The sequence below is a fragment of the Mesorhizobium sp. M1078 genome, assembly GCF_040318615.1.
Taxonomy (GTDB): domain Bacteria; phylum Pseudomonadota; class Alphaproteobacteria; order Rhizobiales; family Rhizobiaceae; genus Mesorhizobium.
Genome location: NZ_JAMYMP010000002.1, coordinates 196573 through 214531, shown reverse-complemented (window position 1 = coordinate 214531; position 17959 = coordinate 196573). Strand labels below are relative to the sequence as shown.

Annotated in this window: 17 protein-coding genes; 9 read left to right on the top strand and 8 right to left on the bottom strand. The window is 64.9% G+C overall.

All coding sequences use genetic code 11. The features are described 5' to 3' along the window. Nucleotides 1-13 precede the first annotated feature (13 nt). The 4 genes from NKH38_RS05180 to NKH38_RS05165 form a co-directional block, all read right to left on the bottom strand. On the bottom strand, nucleotides 14-1447 hold the full coding sequence (locus tag NKH38_RS05180; protein WP_352762528.1) for a DUF5691 domain-containing protein: 1434 nt from the start codon (nucleotides 1445-1447) through the stop codon (nucleotides 14-16). Further along, nucleotides 1444-2067: a hypothetical protein gene (locus NKH38_RS05175; RefSeq protein ID WP_352762526.1), complete on the bottom strand. Its 624-nt coding sequence runs from the start codon at nucleotides 2065-2067 to the stop codon at nucleotides 1444-1446. Before NKH38_RS05175 ends, NKH38_RS05180 begins: the two co-directional genes overlap by 4 nt. Nucleotides 2068-2075: 8 nt before the next feature. Beyond that, complete coding sequence (locus NKH38_RS05170; RefSeq protein ID WP_352762523.1) at nucleotides 2076-2846, bottom strand: SWIM zinc finger family protein; 771 nt, start codon at nucleotides 2844-2846, stop codon at nucleotides 2076-2078. Nucleotides 2847-2944: 98 nt separating this feature from the next. After that, on the bottom strand, nucleotides 2945-3484 hold the full coding sequence (locus NKH38_RS05165) for an Lrp/AsnC family transcriptional regulator (protein ID WP_023687041.1): 540 nt from the start codon (nucleotides 3482-3484) through the stop codon (nucleotides 2945-2947). Between the two features lie 48 nt (nucleotides 3485-3532). Here NKH38_RS05165 and NKH38_RS05160 point away from each other — a divergent pair, with 48 nt between their 5' ends. Both NKH38_RS05160 and NKH38_RS05155 read left to right on the top strand, forming a co-directional pair. Next, nucleotides 3533-4711: an MFS transporter gene (locus tag NKH38_RS05160; RefSeq protein WP_023726345.1), complete on the top strand. Its 1179-nt coding sequence runs from the start codon at nucleotides 3533-3535 to the stop codon at nucleotides 4709-4711. Nucleotides 4712-4771: 60 nt separating this feature from the next. Then, complete coding sequence (locus NKH38_RS05155) at nucleotides 4772-5191, top strand: GNAT family N-acetyltransferase (protein WP_352762520.1); 420 nt, start codon at nucleotides 4772-4774, stop codon at nucleotides 5189-5191. Here NKH38_RS05155 and NKH38_RS05150 read toward each other — a convergent pair. Beyond that, nucleotides 5188-6303, bottom strand: a complete 1116-nt coding sequence (locus tag NKH38_RS05150; protein WP_352762518.1) for an anhydro-N-acetylmuramic acid kinase — start codon at nucleotides 6301-6303, stop codon at nucleotides 5188-5190. The two genes, NKH38_RS05155 and NKH38_RS05150, sit on opposite strands and share 4 nt — an antisense overlap. A 213-nt stretch (nucleotides 6304-6516) precedes the next feature. On the opposite strand from NKH38_RS05150, the gene NKH38_RS05145 reads away from it, so the two are divergent. The 5 genes from NKH38_RS05145 to NKH38_RS05125 all read left to right on the top strand — a co-directional run bounded on the left by NKH38_RS05145 (nucleotide 6517) and on the right by NKH38_RS05125 (nucleotide 11280). Continuing rightward, nucleotides 6517-7200 (top strand): SDR family NAD(P)-dependent oxidoreductase, encoded by a 684-nt coding sequence (locus NKH38_RS05145; RefSeq protein WP_023668581.1) that lies wholly within the window; start codon nucleotides 6517-6519, stop codon nucleotides 7198-7200. 172 nt (nucleotides 7201-7372) lie between these two features. Continuing rightward, nucleotides 7373-8227, top strand: a complete 855-nt coding sequence (locus NKH38_RS05140) for a MetQ/NlpA family lipoprotein (RefSeq protein ID WP_023668580.1) — start codon at nucleotides 7373-7375, stop codon at nucleotides 8225-8227. 83 nt (nucleotides 8228-8310) lie between these two features. Then, the gene (locus tag NKH38_RS05135) at nucleotides 8311-9399 is read left to right on the top strand and encodes a methionine ABC transporter ATP-binding protein (protein WP_023709948.1); all 1089 of its coding nucleotides are present in this window, start codon (nucleotides 8311-8313) and stop codon (nucleotides 9397-9399) included. Further along, nucleotides 9380-10036 (top strand): methionine ABC transporter permease, encoded by a 657-nt coding sequence (locus tag NKH38_RS05130; protein WP_023668578.1) that lies wholly within the window; start codon nucleotides 9380-9382, stop codon nucleotides 10034-10036. Before NKH38_RS05135 ends, NKH38_RS05130 begins: the two co-directional genes overlap by 20 nt. 137 nt (nucleotides 10037-10173) lie before the next feature. Continuing rightward, nucleotides 10174-11280: an isopenicillin N synthase family dioxygenase gene (locus NKH38_RS05125; RefSeq protein WP_023709947.1), complete on the top strand. Its 1107-nt coding sequence runs from the start codon at nucleotides 10174-10176 to the stop codon at nucleotides 11278-11280. 161 nt (nucleotides 11281-11441) lie between these two features. Here NKH38_RS05125 and fba read toward each other — a convergent pair whose 3' ends face one another. The 3 genes from fba to mtnK all read right to left on the bottom strand — a co-directional run bounded on the left by fba (nucleotide 11442) and on the right by mtnK (nucleotide 15199). After that, a complete protein-coding gene (gene fba / locus NKH38_RS05120) occupies nucleotides 11442-12506 on the bottom strand; it encodes a class II fructose-bisphosphate aldolase (RefSeq protein WP_023687044.1) in 1065 nt (354 codons plus the stop codon). A gap of 327 nt (nucleotides 12507-12833) precedes the next feature. Further along, entirely contained in the window at nucleotides 12834-13928 is a 1095-nt protein-coding gene (mtnA, locus tag NKH38_RS05115) for an S-methyl-5-thioribose-1-phosphate isomerase (RefSeq protein WP_023668575.1), read from the bottom strand. After that, nucleotides 13925-15199 carry an S-methyl-5-thioribose kinase gene (mtnK, locus tag NKH38_RS05110; protein WP_023834846.1) on the bottom strand — a complete coding sequence of 425 codons (1275 nt, stop codon included), beginning with the start codon at nucleotides 15197-15199 and terminating at the stop codon, nucleotides 13925-13927. The genes mtnA and mtnK overlap by 4 nt, the downstream gene beginning before the upstream one ends. 137 nt (nucleotides 15200-15336) lie before the next feature. On the opposite strand from mtnK, the gene NKH38_RS05105 reads away from it, so the two are divergent. Both NKH38_RS05105 and NKH38_RS05100 read left to right on the top strand, forming a co-directional pair. Beyond that, nucleotides 15337-16848 (top strand): sugar ABC transporter ATP-binding protein, encoded by a 1512-nt coding sequence (locus NKH38_RS05105; protein ID WP_352762512.1) that lies wholly within the window; start codon nucleotides 15337-15339, stop codon nucleotides 16846-16848. Nucleotides 16849-16922: 74 nt separating this feature from the next. Further along, nucleotides 16923-17918 carry an ABC transporter permease gene (locus NKH38_RS05100; protein ID WP_023668572.1) on the top strand — a complete coding sequence of 332 codons (996 nt, stop codon included), beginning with the start codon at nucleotides 16923-16925 and terminating at the stop codon, nucleotides 17916-17918. The last annotated feature ends 41 nt before the right edge of the window (nucleotides 17919-17959 follow it).

The following is a 17959-nucleotide window of genomic DNA, read 5'->3' as shown; positions in this document are numbered from 1 at the left end:
GTTCTCCGGATTGTCATGTTTTGGTTCCCGTCATTGCCGCGTTGAGGCGCAGGAAAACGAGCGAGGCTGCCGCCGGCAGCATGCCGGCCGCAACAATGTCGCCGATCAACCGTTCAGCGGTCTCCGCTGTGGCAAGAAAGCCTATCGTTTCCAGGGCGTGGTCCGCGCTTCGCTTCGCGGGCTCGTCGTTTCCCGCAACCATGGTGCGCAGTGCCGACAGCGCCTTGCCATTTGTCAAATCGTCCCATTCAAGCCAACTCGCTTCGGCGCCTTCGACCAGGTTGAGCGCTTCAAGATTTTGAGCGTCCTTCAGGATCCGCCTGATCAGGTTCCGCTTCCTGCCGCTGTCCAAACGCAACATGAGGTGGAAGACAAACAATGCCGACTTGCCACCTTCGGCGACAAGCGTATCCGCCAACAGCGCCACCGTGGCATCGCTGCCGGACACGGCGACCATCCGAACGAGAGACAGATCCGCTCTGTCATCGGCACCGAATTGCCATGCCCCGATGAAATCGGACTCTGTTTTGCCGAAATGCGCCGCAAGATCGACCAGGTAACAGCTTGCGAACAGGTCGACGCGACGACTTTCTTGCGCAGCCGATTTGAGTTTTGCCGGCGTGTATGTGGTGCGGCGGCGGATGAAGCCGGATTTGCCTTCTGTGATGAAGGCGGCGAGTTCGGCAACGGGGTCGTCGGCTCCGTCGTTGCCCGGCCGGCCATGCTCGCCCAGCCTTGCCAGCAGCCGGCCCGCCAGCTCCTGCACCTTGCCGGAGCGGTCGGTGGCCAGGCTTTTCAGGAATGGCGCGTCCGTGGGCGTCAGGTTGAAATGCATGAGTTCGATGAGCGCCAGCCGGACTTCAGCCGGCTCGCCCGTCGCCTTGGCTTCCATCAGGCTGCGGGCCGTGGCCGGATCGCGACGGCGCATCTCGGCCAACGCGATACGGCGCGCGGCGGGGTAAAAGTCATCCCAGTTCTGCGCCGTCAGCTGCTCCTGCGGGGCAATCTTCAGCCCCTCGACGCTGGCCTGCCAGTCGATCCACGGCGCATAGATGTCAGGGCTGTTCTGGTCTGATGCCGACGGCATCCAGTCCATCGGATGCAGCACGTAGCCGCGGCTGGCGACGAGCGTCGCGACGCGCGACTTGCGCCGCGCATCGGCGGCGTTCTTCAGGGCCGCCCGCAACAGCGGCCGCAACCGCTCCGGCAGCAGTGGCAGGCCAAGCCTCGGCAGCGGCGGGCGCCGCTTCAGCGTCTTCGGCGCCGACGGCCGCAGGCCGACATCGAGCGCCTGCGCCGCGATCGCCAGCAGACGTCGCTCCCGTTCGTCCGGGCTTGCGCCACGCGCGATCTCCTTCCATGCGGTTGGCGCCAGATCGAACGCGGTTCCGCCGGTGATCCAGCAGTCGCGCATCGTCGCCAGGCCGGTTAGTTCGAGCTCGTTCATGACAGATCGAGCCTCCCGAAGCCGCTTTGCGCGGCCAGCAGATCGAGCCGCGCGCCGTTCCAAAGCGCTGCCGTGGCCGCGAGGTCGAGGCCAAGCACGGTCTGATCGACGGTCCCGCTAACAGGCAGGGCGATCCCTTGCGGGTCGTGCGCCGCTTGCCACCAGGCGGTGCCGCGCTCATCGAGCAGGATCGCGCCGGCAGGCAGCATCAGCGGGCTATCGGTCGACCAGGGCGCTGCGTCCTGGTGCGCCGCATGCGCCGCGAGCGGGTCCTTGACAGCGTCGAGGCCGAAATCCGGCCAGGCGCCCGACACGACGTCGCCCTTGCGCTCCGCCACCAAGGCCCGCAGTGGCTGGCGCGACGGGTAGAATACCAGGCGGGCGTGGAACCGGTCACCGGGCGTGAACGCCGCCGAGCGGCGGCCGGCCGAAGCCGGAAAGAAATCGAGCAGCAGCCCAAACTGCGGCGTCGGGCTTTTCAGATCGAGCAGCCAGGTCGAATGGCTGACGAGACCGTCGCGGCGGGTCTCGATCTTCTCGCCGACGACCTCCCAATGGCTGTCGACCTGCTTCGCGTCGGGACTGGACAGAACCTGGTCGCGGGTTTCGGACGCCGACACCAGTCGCTTCAGCTCGGGATCGTGGGCGCCGAGCGCCAGGCTTTGGCCAGCAGCACCAGCTTGCCGAGTTCGCGGATCGCCGCGTCCGGCCGTTCCTCGCTGCGCAGCGCCATTAGCCGGGCCGGGATTTCGTCGATGCGTCCGGCAAGCGCCGTCGCCTTCATGTCGACAAGCCGCGCGGCAATGCGGCGGCAGCGCTCGCTGCTGGCGTCGGCAAAGGCGGAAAGGCCGAGCCGCAGCTGGTCGGCAATCCACTGGTCGAGTTCGTCCAGCGCGCCTGCCACCGCGGTGCGCGTATCTTCCGCCCGCTTGCGCTGCGCCGTCTCGCGGCGCTCCGTCGCGGCGGCGTCATCGACGGTGCTTTCCTCCGCCTGCGAGGCCTCGCCAATGCTCTTGCCAGACGCGCCCCTGCCAGGCTTTGCGTCGACCGGCGGGGGCGCAGTCTTCCTGCGCCGGCCAAGCCAGTCATTGACCCATTCCGGCGTTGTTTCGGCTGATGTGAAGCTGGCCGGCGCCGTGGCGGCGATCCACATCAGCGCCAGCGTGTGCTTGCAGGGAAATTTTCGCGACGGGCAGGTGCATTTGTAGCCGTGGTCGCCGGTGTCGACGACGGTGCGATAGGGGTTGGATCCCGAGCCCTGGCATTCGCCCCAGATCAGCGCCTGCTGCTCGTTCTTCTCCAGCCGCGGCCAGTTCGAGCGCTTGGTGAGCTTCGAGGCGGCGCTTAGCGACGCCTGATCGGGGGCCAGCGCCTCGATGGTTTTCAGTTCGAATTCCAAGCCGCGCCTCTCGTCACCCCAAATCAATGCCTGGCAACAATATAGGGTGCCGTTTGTGAAGGATTGTTGTGGCCCCGGCAAGACGAAGATAGCGCAGATCAGTACAACGGCGTGGCCATATGCCGGGGCGTCGGCCATTGCGCCGTGATCTCGGGCTGCACCGGGCGCTCGAGATAGGTCGACAGCACGACATAGCTTCGCGTCGAGGTGACGCCGGGCGTTTCGTAGAGACGCGCCAGCAGGCCTTCGAGCGCCCTGGTGTCCTCGGTGCGGACCTTGAGAAGCATGCAGGTGTCGCCGGCCACCGAATGGATTTCCTCGACCTCAGGATATTGGGAGACGGCCATCAGCTCCGGTGTCTTGCCCCAGCCCTTGGTATCGATATGCACGAAGGTGAGCAGCGGCTTCTTCACCGCCTTCGGGTCGATGATCACAGCCGTGCCGCGGATGGCGCCGCTGCGCCGCAGGCGCTTGACCCGCTCATGCGCCGCCGGCGGCGAAAGGCAGACGCGTTCGCCAAGTTCGGCGTAGCTGATCGTCGCATCCTCGACCAGCACGCCTAATATTTTTCGGTCGATTGCGTCGAGCTCGCGGGGAGCTACCTTGTTCTGCAGAACCCCATCTGTTTCTTCGTCCATATCGAAATTCCTTGTTGTCGCGGAATTCAGTTCGGCCATTATGACCCGATGACGAACGCGCATCAAGCTGCAACGCTCCATCAGCCGATCCCGGCGCTGGCCTACCTCCTGACCGGCTGCATCGCCGTCATCGGCTCGAACTCGCTGGTCCTGGGTCCAATTGCTCCGGCAGTCGCCGCATCCTTCGGCACCAGCGTGCCGGCGGTGATGGCCGCGTCGGCTGCCTTCGGTCTCGGCACTTCCGCCAGCGCTTTGTTCCTCGCCCGCTATATCGATGGCGTCGGCGCCCGCCGCATGCTGCAGGGCGCTCTGCTGTTGCTGGCGGTCGGGCTTCTCGCCAGCGCGCTGGCGCCGACGGTGATCATGCTGGTGGCGGCCCAGGCCGTCGCCGGCATCGCCGCCGGCGTCGCCATGCCGGCCATCTATGCCAGTGCAGCGGCAATTGCGCCGCCCGGCCGCGAAAGCGGCACGATCGGCGTCGTGCTGACCGGCTGGACGGTCTCCATGGTGGCCGGCGTGTCGCTGTCGGCCGTGCTTGCCGATCTCGTGCACTGGCGCGCCGTCTTCGCCGCCGTCGCGGTGCTTTCCGCCATTGCGCTTGCTGCCTTGTCGATGACCTCGCTCAGCGACGTCAGGAAGAGCGGCCCGGCGCCGTCGCCGTTCGTTGCGCTGGCCATTCCGGGGATCGTGCCGCTGCTCATCGCCTGCACCGCCTTCATGACCGCTTTTTACGGCGTCTACGGCTATCTCGGCGATCATCTGCACCAGGATCTGGGCGAGCCCGTCAGCGCCAATGCGCTGGCCGCGCTCGCCTATGGCGCCGGCTTCGGCGCCGCGGCCTTCCTCGACGGCGTCATCGACCGCATCGGCGCGCGGCGCGTCATGCCCTTCGCCTATCTGCTGGTCGCCGTCGTCTATGTCGCCATCGCGCTCGCAAGCAGCAATTTCGTGCTGATCCTGGCTATGATCGCCATATGGGGCCTTGCCAATCATTTCGGCCTGAACGTGCTGGTGATGCGCCTTACCGCGCTCGATCCGTCGCGCCGTGGCACCATCATGGGCCTGAACAGCTCGGTCACCTACCTCGCCGTCTTCATCGGCACCACCAGCTTCGGGCCGCTTTATTCATCGTTCGGCTTTGCCATCTGCGCGATCGTCGCCGCCGTGCTGATGCTGGTTGCGGCAGCAGCGGGGTCATGGCGGTCGCCTCCGCCCATCAAGCCGTAAAGCTTGCGTCCTCATCCCGTCCTTCGCTAGAGCTTGGCTTGCCATGCGAGCCCCGCCCGGATGAAGACGACGCTTGAAACCACTGCCGACCCCTCGTCAGACGACCTCGCCTTCCTGGCCGAGCGGCTGACGGCGTTCAATGACGGCGATGTCGGCCCCTCCGGCCGCAAGCCGATCGCGGTCTTCGTTCGTGACGAGCACGGCGCTGTCGTCGCCGGCATTTCGGGATACACCGCCTGGGGCTGGCTCTATGTGCAATGGCTGTGGGTCGACGAACGCCTGCGCGGCCGGCATATGGCCGGCGACATGCTGGACGCTGCCGAGCGCGAAGCAGTCGCCCAGGGCTGCCAGAACGCCTGGATCGACACGTTCAATCCGACAGCGGCCAAAGTCTATGAGCGGCAAGGCTACCGGCGCTTCGGCGAACTGCCTGACTTTCCCACCGGCCGCAGCCGCATCTTCCTGCAGAAGAAGCTCTAACCTGCCAGCCGCCCGCCTTGCATCGGCTGCGGCACGCCGGTGGTGCTGGGAAAGCTGATCGGCAGGCCGCGCAGCACGCGCACGGCAAGGAAGGCAAAGCATTCGGCCTCCACCGCATCGCCTTTCCAGCCCAGTGTCTCGGCCTGCACCACCTCGACGTTGGCGCGCCTCGCCAGCATCGCCATCATCGTCGGGTTGCGGCGGCCGCCGCCACTGACCGCTAGGCGCTTCGGCCGGCGCGGCAACAAATCGAGCGCCTTGCCGACGGCCGAGACGGTGAAGGCCGTCAGCGTCGCCGCCCCATCCTCTGCGCTGAGGCCGTCGGCCATGGCGGCGCCGAAGTCGAAACGGTCGAGCGATTTTGGATAGGGCTTGGTCAGATACGGATGCTGGAGCAATTTGGCCAGCCGCACTTCATCGACGGTGCCGGCCGCGCCCAGTGCGCCGTCGCGGTCCATCTCGCCGAGGCCGTTTGCCTTGATGAAATCGTTGAGCGGCGCGTTGGCCGGGCCAGTGTCGAAGGCGACGATGTTGTCCTTGCCGTCCCACCAGGTGACGTTGCCGACACCGCCGAGATTGAGCACAGCGGTGTCCCCGCTGGCGTCGGCTTCCCTCAAAAGCGCCGCGTGGTAGGCAGCCGCCAGTGGTGCGCCCTGGCCGCCAGCGCGCACATCGTCCGAGCGGAAATCATAGGCGACCTTGGCGCCCAAAATGGAATGCATCAGCGCGCCATCGCCCAACTGGCGCGTATCGCCGCGCCGCCCGGGTTGCGGGGCACGATGCAGCACGGTTTGGCCGTGAAAGCCGACAACGCCGATATCGCCCATGGTCAGGCCGTAGCTTTCGACAAGGTCCTTCACCGCCGCCGACTGCGCCCGCGTCAGCGCCGCCTCGGCTTCGGCAAAGATCGCCGGCTCCGGCCCTTCGAAATTCCACACCCGGGCCTGACGCAGCGTCTCCTCCAGCAAGGCACGGATCGCTGCGGGGTAGGGGGCCAGCGTATAGGTGCCGAAATCGGCGATCCGCTCGCCATCGGTCTTGATCAGCGCCACGTCGATATTGCCGTCAAGCACGGTGCCGGTCATCAGGCCGACGGCCCAGATTGGTTCCACGGTCGACTCCCTTGCGACACCGTTTGCGATTCCAACGCAATCACCTGTCGGACGGATTGTCTCGCCAGGCAAGACCCTGGCCGCGGTCGATCGCTCCGAACCTGCCGGCAGGGTTTTTTACCGAACAGCGAAAATCGAGCAACGCCGTTCTTGCGTCTCGCCGCTCAAGACGCCAGCTATGAGACGAACACGTCATCGCCAAGGAGAAACGACATGGCATCCGAAGTCGCAGTGATCGCCGGCGCGGGTGCGGGCCTGAGCGCCTCTTTGGCACGCCTTCTCACCACGGAAGGCTATCGTGTGGTGCTGGCCGCCCGCAACACGGCCAAACTCGCGGCGCTGGTCGGGGAAACCGGCGCGCTGGCCGTCGAAACCGACGTCGCCGATCCGGCCTCCGTCGCCGGCCTGTTCGACGCCGCCGACAAGCAAGGCCCGCTGGCCCTTGCGGTCTTCAATGCCAGCGGCCGCACGCGCGGCCCGATCGCCGAGGTCGATCCCGATGCGGTCAAACAAGCCTTGCTTGTCGGCGCCTATGGCGGCTTCCTGGTCGGCCAGCAAGCGGCGCGGCGGCTGCTTGCGCGCGGCTCCGGTTCGATTCTTTTCACCGGCGCCTCCGCCAGCATCAAGGGCTTTCCCAACTCCGCCGGCTTTGCCATGCCGAAATTCGGCCTGCGCGGTCTGGCTCAGTCGATGGCGCGCGAACTCTTCCCGAAGAACATCCATGTCGCCCATTTCATTATCGACGGCCAGATCGAGCCGGTCGGGACGAAGCCCGAGCGACCGGACAGCCAGCTGTCGCCCGATGCGATCGCGCAGACCTATCTCGCGACCCATCGCCAGCATCGCAGCGCCTGGAGCTTCGAGGTCGAGCTGCGGCCCTTTGTCGAGACATTCTGACCGGTCCGGCGTGACCGTTCTCGCAATTGCGAAATCTTTGAGAGAATATTCCCGGCTTCGTGTTTGAGAAGAAATGCGGTTCTTTGATCCGGCAAGCAGCATTGCCGATGATGTCGTCAAGGCTTGGTATTCCACCTCGCCGCAATGACTTCAGGATTACGAGGGATCGACAATGTCCGAACGCGGAAACGCTTCCAGCTCTCTTCTTTTTTCAGCCATCAGCCGGCGAGCTGCCCTTGCGGCACTTTTTGCCTCGGCCGTCACGCTTGCCGGTCTGGCTCAGCCGACGCCGTCCTTCGCCGAGGACAAGAAGTCTATCAAGGTCGGCATCATCAGCGGCGAGGATGAGGATGTCTGGCGCGTCGTCGTCGCCCAGGCCGCCGAAAAAGGCCTGACCGTCGAGACCGTGGTGTTCAACGACTACACCCAGCCCAACGAGGCGCTCGAGCGCGGCGAGATCGACGCCAACGCCTTCCAGCACCAGCCCTATCTCGACAACCAGATCAAGACCCAAGGGTACCACATCGTGCGCGTCGGCTACACCGGCGTCTGGCCGATCGGCCTCTACTCCAAGAAATACACCAAGGTTGCCGACCTGCCCGAAGGCGCCGTCATCGGCTTGCCCAACGACCCCTCGAATGAGGGCCGCGCGTTGCGCGTTCTGCAGAACGAAGGCGTGATCAAGCTGAAGGACGGCACCGGCATCCTGGCGACCACCGCCGACATTGCCGAGAACCCGAAGAAGGTCGTCATCAAGGAACTGGATGCCGGCATTGTCGGGCGCTCGGTCGAGGATCTCGACGCGGCTGTCGTCAACACCGACTGGGCGCTGAAGAGCGGTCTCGGCCCGGACAACCGCATCGCCCAGGAGCCAGTGGCCGACAACCCCTACCGCAACTTCATCGCCGTGAAATCCGGCAACGAGAACGAGGCGTGGGTGAAGACGCTGGTCGCGTCCTACCAGAACGAGGCGGTCAAGGCCGAGTTCGACAAGGTCTACAAGGGCACCGGGATCAGCGCCTATTGATTGGCGCCTGGTTGTCAGGAGCAGGCGGCCCGCTGTTGAGCGGGCCGCTGTCGCATTTGTCGAGCGTTGAAACGGACAGTGAGATGAACCAGCACGTCACGGCCGAGGCATCCGGTCCGGTCAATATATCGGCCGGGCAAGAAGATGTCGTACGCCTGGTCGACCTCAAGCGCCGCTTTGGCGCGACGCCTGCGCTCGACGGCGTCTCGCTGACGGTGAAGAAGGGCGAGATCCTCGGCATCATCGGCCGCAGCGGCGCCGGCAAGTCGACGCTGATCCGCTGCCTCAACGGGCTGGAGCGGCCGGACTCCGGCGACGTCTTCATCGAGGGCCGCGAGATCGGCCGGCTCGGCGAGCGTGAATTGCAGCCGCTGCGGCGTCGCATCGGCATGATCTTCCAGCACTTCAATCTGCTGTCGGCCAAGACCGTGGAGGACAATGTCGCGCTGCCGCTGAAGATCGAGGGCCGCCCAAAGGCCGAACGGCTGGCGCGCGCCGCCGAATTGCTCGACCTCGTCGGCCTGTCGGAGAAGGCGAAGGCCTATCCGTCCTCGCTGTCGGGCGGCCAGAAGCAGCGCGTCGGCATCGCCAGGGCGCTGGCCGCGCGGCCGGCGCTGCTGCTGTCCGACGAGGCGACCTCAGCGCTCGATCCGGAGACGACGCGCTCCATCCTGGCCTTGCTGAAAGACATCAACCGGCAGCTCGGCCTCACCATCCTGCTTATCACCCACGAGATGGAGGTGATCCGCTCGATCGCCGACCGCGTCGCGGTGATCGATGCCGGGCGCATCGTCGAACAAGGCCCGGTGTGGTCGGTCTTTGCCGAGCCGCGTTCCGAAATCACCAGGAGCCTGCTCGGCGGCATCCGCCCGCAACTGCCGGCCGAGATTGCCGGCCGGCTTGCTTCCGGAGGCGGCGCCGAGCTCATCCTCAGGGTCGACGTCGCAGGTGAGGCCGCGCGCGGTCCGCTGCTGTCCGATCTTGCGGTGGCCGTGCCGGGGCCTTTCCGCCTCGTCCATGGTGGCATCGACCATGTCCAGCAGCAGCCGGTCGGCACGCTGTTCCTTGCGGTCGCGGGCAACGATCCGAAACATCTGTCCAAAGTAATCGCATTCCTGAAGGCCCGTGACGCACGGGTGGAGGTGCTTGGCCATGTCGCCGGTTCTGTTTGAACTTCTGCTGCGCTCGATCTGGGAGACGGTCCTGATGACGGCGGCATCGGGCCTCATCTCGCTCGTCTTCGGGCTGCCGCTCGGCCTGGCATTGATTGCCACCGAGCGCGGCGGCATTGCCGAAAGCCTGTGGGTGAACCGCGCGCTCGGCGCCGTCATCAACGGCTTCCGCTCGGTGCCTTTCATCATCCTTCTGGTGGCGCTGATCCCGGTGACGCGGCTGATCGTCGGCACCTCGATCGGCACCTGGGCGGCGATCGTGCCGTTGTCGATTGCGGCGACGCCCTACTATGCCCGCATCGCCGAAGTGTCGCTGCGCGAGGTCGATCGCGGCCTGATCGAGGCGGCACGCGCCATGGGCGGCAATCGCTGGACGATCATCCGCGAGGTGCTGGTGCCCGAAGCTTTGCCCGGCATCGTTGCTGGTTTCACGGTGACGCTGGTAACGCTGATCGGCGCTTCGGCCATGGCCGGCGCCATCGGTGCCGGCGGGCTCGGCGATCTCGCCATCCGCTATGGCTACCAGCGTTTTGAGACCAGCGTCATGGTCGCCGTGGTCATTGTGCTGATCATTCTCGTTTGCGGCATCCAGTGGGTCGGCGACCGGCTGGTCGCCAGGCTGGACCGGCGCGGATGAGCGGCCACGAACGTTATTTGCCGGCAGGCTGCCAAACGCAGCGCCGGCTTTCTCTATCGGCGCCGAGATTGGGTTGCGCGTTGCTTTGATCGGACCGGCCTGCGTGCCACCGTGACAGCGAAACAAGGAGCTTGACCATGCCCAGGATCGTACCCGTGCTTGATCTCGGCCGCCTCGAGCAGGGCGCTTCGGAACGGCGAACGTTTCTCTTCGACCTGCGCACGGCCGCGCGCGATGTCGGCTTCTTCTATTTGACCGGCCATGGCATATCGGCTGCGGATACCGCAGAAGTGCTCGACGCGTCGCGCCGCTTCTTTGCCCTGCCGGAAGCCGACAAACTGGCAATTGAAATGGTCAAGTCCTCGCAGTTCCGCGGCTACACGCGCGCCGGCGGCGAGCTGACCAAAGGCAAGGCCGACTGGCGCGAACAGCTCGACATCGGCGTCGAACGCCCGGCCATCGAACAAGGCCCCGGCGTGCCCGCCTGGACGCGGCTGCAAGGGCCCAACCAGTGGCCGGCCACGCTGCCCGAGCTGAAGCCGGCGCTACTCGCATGGCAGGCCAAGGCGACGGCGGTGGCGATCCGGCTGCTCCGGGCCTTCGCTTTGTCGCTCGATCAGGCCGAGGACGCCTTCGATCCCGTCTACCGGGCCGAGCCCAACCATCGCATGAAGATCGTGCGCTACCCCGGCCGCGACGCCACCGGCGACAACCAGGGCGTCGGCGCGCACAAGGATGGCGGTTTCCTGACGCTTCTGTTGCAGGACGAGAGCAAGGGGCTGCAGGTCGAATATGACGGTGCCTGGGTCGACGTCGATCCGCTGCCCGACACGCTGGTGGTCAACATCGGCGAACTGCTCGAGCTGGCCTCCAACGGGTATCTGAGAGCAACGGTCCACCGCGTGGTAACGCCACCGGCCGGTGTCGAGCGGATTTCGGTGCCCTTCTTCTTCAGCGCCCGGCTCGACGCCACGATCCCGCTGCTCAACCTGCCCGAGGAACTGGCGGCCGAGGCGCGGGGTCCGGCCAGCGATCCCGACAATCCGCTGTTTCGCAATGTCGGTACCAATGTGCTGAAGAGCCGCCTGCGCTCGCATCCCGACGTGGCGCGCCGGCACTACGCCGATCTCCTGGAAACCGGCGCTCAGCCGGCTGAAATCTTGGAAGACAAGAACGAAATTTCCGCATCCCGCATTGTTTTAGAAAGCCGTTCGTCGCCAACCGCAGCGAATGCGCGCATATAGGAATTATCGTTCGGCGGTTTCCTCCCATTCCACCGAACGGTGTTCCCCTCTGAAGGTTCTTGACCTTCTTTTGGCCGGGCTGCTTTCGCGCCCGGCCTTTTTTATGTCAATAGCTCTTCTTTCTTCCCCACAAGGGGAGAAGGAAGAGGCGCCAGGGGACTTCACCCAAACTTCGGATCAAGGCTGCCCGATTTGTAGCGCTTGGCCATCTCAGCTACCGGCAGCGGCTTGATCTTCTGGGCATTGCCGGCGGTGCCGAACTGCTCGAAGCGCTCCTTGCACAGTTTGCGCATCGCGGCCATGGCCGGCGTCAGGTATTTGCGCGGATCGAACTCGCTCGGGTTTTCGGTCAGCACCTTGCGGATGGCGCCGGTCAGCGCCATGCGGTTGTCGGTGTCGATGTTGATCTTGCGCACGCCGTGCTTGATGCCGCGCTGGATCTCTTCCACCGGCACGCCCCAGGTCGGCTTCATCTGGCCGCCATATCTATTGATGATTTCCTGCAGGTCCTCGGGCACCGAGGACGAGCCGTGCATCACCAGATGCATGTTGGGCAGGCGGCGGTGGATTTCCTCGATGACGTTCATCGCCAGCACCGCGCCGTCCGGCTTGCGTGAGAATTTGTAGGCGCCGTGGCTGGTGCCCATGGCGACAGCCAGCGCATCGACATGGGTGTCCTTGACGAACTCGACCGCCTGTTCCGGATCGGTCAAGAGCTGGTCGTGGCTGATGGCGCCTTCGACGCCGTGGCCGTCTTCCTGCTCGCCGCCGCCGCTCTCAAGCGAACCGAGCACACCGATCTCGCCTTCCACCGACACGCCGCCCCAATGCGCCATGTCGACGACGCGCCGGGTGATGCCGGAATTGTAGGCATAGTCGGCCGGCGTCTTGCCGTCCTCTTTCAGCGAGCCGTCCATCATCACCGAGGTGAAGCCGTACTGGATGGCGGTGACGCAGGTGGCTTCGTTGTTGCCATGGTCGAGATGCATGCAGACCGGGATGTCGGGGTGGATTTCGACCAGCGCGTCGATCAGCTTGGCCAGCACCACATCATTGGCGTAGGCGCGGGCGCCGCGGCTGGCCTGCAGGATGACCGGCGACTTGGTCTCCTCGGCCGCCTCCATGATGGCGAGGCCCTGTTCCATATTGTTCATGTTGAAGGCGGGTACGCCGTAGCCGTATTCGGCGGCGTGGTCGAGCAATTGTCTCAGTGTTATGCGAGCCACCCAATAGTCTCCCGTATCTGGTTTCAAGCGCAACGTCGCGGGCCGGCCGGTTGCCGGCCTAGATGCTCTGGCCGGATTTCGCCAGAACCGCAACCGTCAGCGGCCATCGTGGCCGCAATTCTTGTTGCAGGGCTGAAATCCGGTAGCCAGCCGGTGAGGCGCTAATCTACCCATTGAGGGGGAGATGGACGGCAGGCCAGAGGGGGTCGGTTCGACTGGAGCGCTAGCGTCCATCTGTCGGTGCTGGGAGGTCGCGTCAGGACGCGCCGACCCCCTCTGTCGCCTTTGGCGACATCTCCCCCTCAAGGGACCCTCAAAGGGGGGAGATTATCCGCGTTCGGGGAACATCGCCTTCAACCCTTCGCGCGAAGCCTTGGCCACACCGCGCTCGGTGATCAGCCCTGTCACGAGCCGTGCCGGCGTCACATCGAACGCCGGATTGGCCGCCGGCGTCGCTTCGGGCGAAACCCGCACCTGCGCAATCTTGCCGTCCGCCGTCTTGCCCCAGACCAGCGACACCTCGTCACCGGAGCGTTCCTCGATCGGGATTTCGGTCAGCCCATCACCCACCGTCCAGTCGATGGTCGGCGAGGGCAGAGCGACGTAGAAGGGCACCTCATTATCGGAGGCGGCGAGCGCCTTGAGATAGGTGCCGATCTTGTTGCAGACGTCGCCATTGGCCGTGGTGCGGTCGGTGCCCACGATCACCATGTCGACCGCGCCACGCTGCATCAGATGGCCGCCGGCATTGTCGACGATCAGCGTGTGCGGCACGCCGTGGCCGGCCATCTCCCAGGCGGTCAGCTGGGCGCCCTGGTTGCGCGGGCGCGTCTCGTCGACATAGACATGGACCGGAATGCCGGCCTCGACGGCGAGATAGATCGGCGACGTGGCGGTGCCGTAATCGACCGTCGCCAGCCAACCGGCGTTGCAGTGGGTGAGGATGTTGACCGGCTCGCCCGGCTTCTTGCGTGCCGCGATCTCCTTGATGATGGCAAGCCCGTTCTCGCCGATGGCGCGATTGAGATCGACATCCTCGTCTGCGATTTCGGCAGCGCGCTTATAGGCCGCCTCCGCGCGCTGTCCCAATACGATCGGCCTGAGGAACCGCCGCATCTCGTCCAGTGCCCAGCGCAGATTGATCGCCGTCGGCCGCGTCTTGTGCAGCGTCTCCCAGACCGCGTCGAGCGCTTCGTCAGACGGATCGTCCGCCATCTGGATGGCGACGCCATAGGCTGCGGTGACGCCGATCAGCGGCGCGCCACGAACCCACATGTCACGGATCGCGGTGGCGATGCCGGCAACGCTCCCGATCGTCTCGACCCGGAACTCGTGCGGCAGCCAGCGCTGGTCGATGATCTCGACCGAACGCTGGTCGTCGCTCAGCCAGATGGTGCGGTAGTGGCGCTCGCCGACGTTCAAATCCTGCTCTCCCGTTCGATCAAAGCGGCCAGATTATTGACCTCGTCCATGCCGTGAATCTGGTGCCGGTTGACGGCGATGTGGCGGCCGAATTTCAGCGCCTTGGCCTCGCAGGAGGCTCGCAGATCCTCGTCTTCAATGGTCTCGAAATCGGCATTGTGGGCGAGGCCGAGGATGCGCCGGTGCACCTCGATGCCGGCAAAGCCCAAGAGGTCGGTCCAGATCTGGTGCAGCACATGGTCGAGCGCCTGCTCCGAGGCGAGAATGTCGCCCTGATCCTCGAACAGGCTCTTCTGGTAAAGCATGCCGGTGCGCTCGGTGCGCCATAGATGCGAGAACTCGGCGCGGAACACCGTCCAGGTGTCATTGGTCACCCCGAGCAGATAGGCACGCATGGCGTCACGCTTGCCCTTGTGTTCATGGCCGCGCTGCGAGAAGTAGGACATCCAGAAATTGGCGAGCAGCATGCCGACGTCGAAGGCCATCGGACCGTAGAAGGCGAATTCCGGATCGATCATCCGCGTCTCGGTGTCGGTGACCATGATCGAGCCCGAATGCAGGTCGCCATGCAGCAGCGTCTCGGCGTTGGCGGCGAAGATATGCTTCAGCCGCTGCGCCTCGACCTTGAGGTCGCGGTCGGCGCGCAGCTCGGCGACCAGGCCGTCGAGCTGCGGCGAGGTGTGCCGGTTCAGCTTGGCGTCGAAATAGGGATCGGAAAACACCAGGTCTTCCGTGATGCCGCAGAGCTCGACATTGTCGGCGAACAGCGCCAGGTCGGCCTTGCGGTCCTTGGTCGGCATGGAGAGATCGGAGCCGCGGAACAAAGTGCGGGCCATGAACAGGCCGATGTCGCGGGCGATATTTGGCAACTCGCGGCCGCCGATCAGGGCACGGCGCAGGATGATGTGCGGCGGCGCCAGATATTCCATGATGATCAGCGCCTGGGCTTCGTCGAAATGGAGGATCGCCGGCACCGAACCCGGCGCGCGCGCCTCTTGCCGCGTCAGCGCGTGATACTCGAAGAAGGAGCGTTTGAGCGGCAACGGCCAGCTGTCGCCGACGAGGCGAACATAGGGCAGGGCCTGCTTGACCACGGCCGCACCCGACACGCCCTCGACGATGAAGACGAGGTTGAGATTGCCGTCGCCGACCTCGCGCACCTTCCAGGCACCGGTATCGGGGCCGATTTTTGCGCACAGCGCTTCGTTCGTGCCGAGGCGCGTTGCAAGCGTCTCCACCGACAGTGCTTCGAACGGCAATTTCGCAGTCATTCCTCACCCTCCCGCTTGCTCGCTCAATCATAGTGGAGCGGTGGCGGTGAGGCCAAGCTAGGAAGCTGACTGGCAATTGTCAATCGAGTTGACAATTGATGACGTAGCCCATAGCGTCATGGTCAGGGAGGAAACGAATGGGCAATGATGCCGTGTTCCGCGTGGACGGGCTGAGAAAGTCCTTCGGCCATATCGAGGTGCTTGGCGGCGTCTCGCTCGAACTGCATGCCGGTGAGATCACCGTGCTGATGGGCGCCAATGGCGCCGGTAAGTCCACCCTCGTGAAAATTATCAGCGGCGTCTACGACCATGCCGGCGGCACCATGCACCTGGCCGGTCATGATTTCGCGCCGAACACGCCGGCCGAGGCGATCCGCGCAGGCGTCGTCACCGTGCATCAAAACATCAATGACGGCGTCGTCGCCGATCTCGATGTCGCCACCAATCTGACGCTGGATAGGTTGAGCGGCAAGGGCGCGCCGCTGCTGTTCAACCCCGGCCGGGTGCGCCGCGAAGCCAAAGCGGTGGCCGACCGCATGGGGCTCGCCATCGACCTCAAGGCCAGCATCAGCGACCTGTCGCTGGCCGATCGCCAGATGGTGGCCATCGCGCGCGCCATGGCGCACCAGCCGAAAGTGCTGATCCTCGACGAGCCGACCTCGTCGCTGTCCAGCGCCGAGGCCGACCGGCTGTTTGCGCTGCTCGACCGCTTGCGCGAGCAGGGCGTCGCCATCCTCTACATCTCGCATCGCATGTCGGATATCAGGCGGCTGGCCGGCCGCATCGTCTCGATGCGCGATGGCGTCATCTCAGGCGTCTTCGACAGCAAGCCTCTCGACTATGAGGGTGCCGTTAACGCCATGCTCGGCCGCAAGATCCATCTTGACCGCATCGAAGCCAGGAGTTCTGCCAAGCCGATCCTGACCGTCGATGCCTTGCGCATCGCCCCTGGTGCCCGACCATTCTCGCTGACGCTCGGCGACGGCGAGGTCGTTGCCATCACCGGCCTCGTTGGCGTCGGCAAGACCGCGCTCGCCGAGACGCTGTTCGGCCTGCGCAAGCCGCTGTCCGGCACGATGACTTTATATGGCAAGCCCTATGCGCCTGGGTCGACGGGCGAAGCCATCGCCGCCGGCGTGTTTCTGGTCGCCAAGGACCGTGCCGAAAACGGCATCGTCGGCGGCTTCAACATCCAGGAAAACATCAGTCTGCCCTTCCACAAGCGCATGTCGCGCTTTTCAGTTCTCAAACGCGGCCTTGAACGCACTATTGCCCGCCGGCAGATCGAGGATCTCGGCATCGTCTGCCGCTCGGAGAAGGACGAGATGACCACTCTCTCGGGCGGCAACCAGCAGAAGGTGATGGTGGCCCGCTGGATGGCGCAGGACGCCCGATTGTTCATTCTCGACGAACCGTTCCAGGGCGTCGATATCTCCGCCAGGCGCGACATCGCCGCCAAGCTGAGGGCCAGCGCCAATGGCCGCGCCACGCTGCTGTTCGTCACCGAACTCGACGAGGCACTGGAGACGGCCGATCGCATATTGGTGATGTCCGAGCAGACCATCGTCGGCGAACACCGCAACGCCGATGTCGATCTCGACCGTCTGCTGGCCGAAGTCGCGGGCGGGCCGTTGCACAGTGCGGCCTGAGCCACGATGATTGAAGAACTGAGGGTTGGAATGGAGTGCACGGGTTTGAGATGGGTATTGACGGCGGGCGCTGAATGACGCTGCGCGATTACGCCATCCGCTATGGGTTCATCGTGCTTCTGTTCGGGCTGATCGCGTATTTCGCCATCGCCGCCGACGGGTTCGTCTCGCCGCAAAGTGCCGTCTTCATTTTCCAGTCGGTCGCCATCACCGGCGTGCTGGCGCTGGGCGTCACCGCCACACTGGTTGTCGGCGGCTTCGATCTCTCGATCGGCTCGGTTGCCACATCGGCCATGATGGCGGCTGCCTATGTCATGGTGGTGCTGGAGCAGAACGTGGTCGTCGCTGTCCTCATCTGCCTGCTCATCGGCGCCCTTGTCGGCCTCATCAATGGCTGGCTGATCGTCTATATGCGCGTGCCCGATCTGCTGGCGACGCTCGGCATGATGTTCCTGCTCGTCGGCCTCCAGCGCATCCCGACTGAAGGACGCTCCATCGCCACCGGTATGACAATGCCGGACGGCTCGGTCGCCAACGGCAAATTCTCCGACGCCTTCCTGGCGCTCGGCCGCCACCGCTTCGACTTCTTCATCCCGAACCTCATTCCGGTCTCGGTGGTCGTGCTGATCGTGCTCGCCGTGCTGATCTGGTTCTTCCTCGAATACACACGCTTCGGCCGCATGATGTATGCCGTGGGCAGCAATGAACGGGCCGCCGAACTCGCCGGCGCGCCTGTCAAGGCATACAAAATCTGGGCCTACGTCATTTCAGGAGTTTTTGCCTCGATCGGCGGGATTTTGCTGGCCGCACGGCTTGGACGCGGTGACATCGCGTCGGGTAATAATCTGCTGCTCGATGCGGTTGCCGCGGCGCTGATCGGCTACGCGGTGCTCGGCGCCGCCAAGCCGAACGCCTTCGGCACCGCCATCGGCGCGCTGTTCGTCGGCATCCTGCTGCAAGGCCTGACGATGATGAACGCGCCTTACTACACGCAGGATTTCGTCAAGGGCGTGGTTCTCGTCGTCGCCCTTGTCTTTACCTTCGCCCTTTCCGGCCGGGGCAGGAGATAGAATGGCTGCCGGGACAGTTTTGGGTTCAACAAACGGAGGAA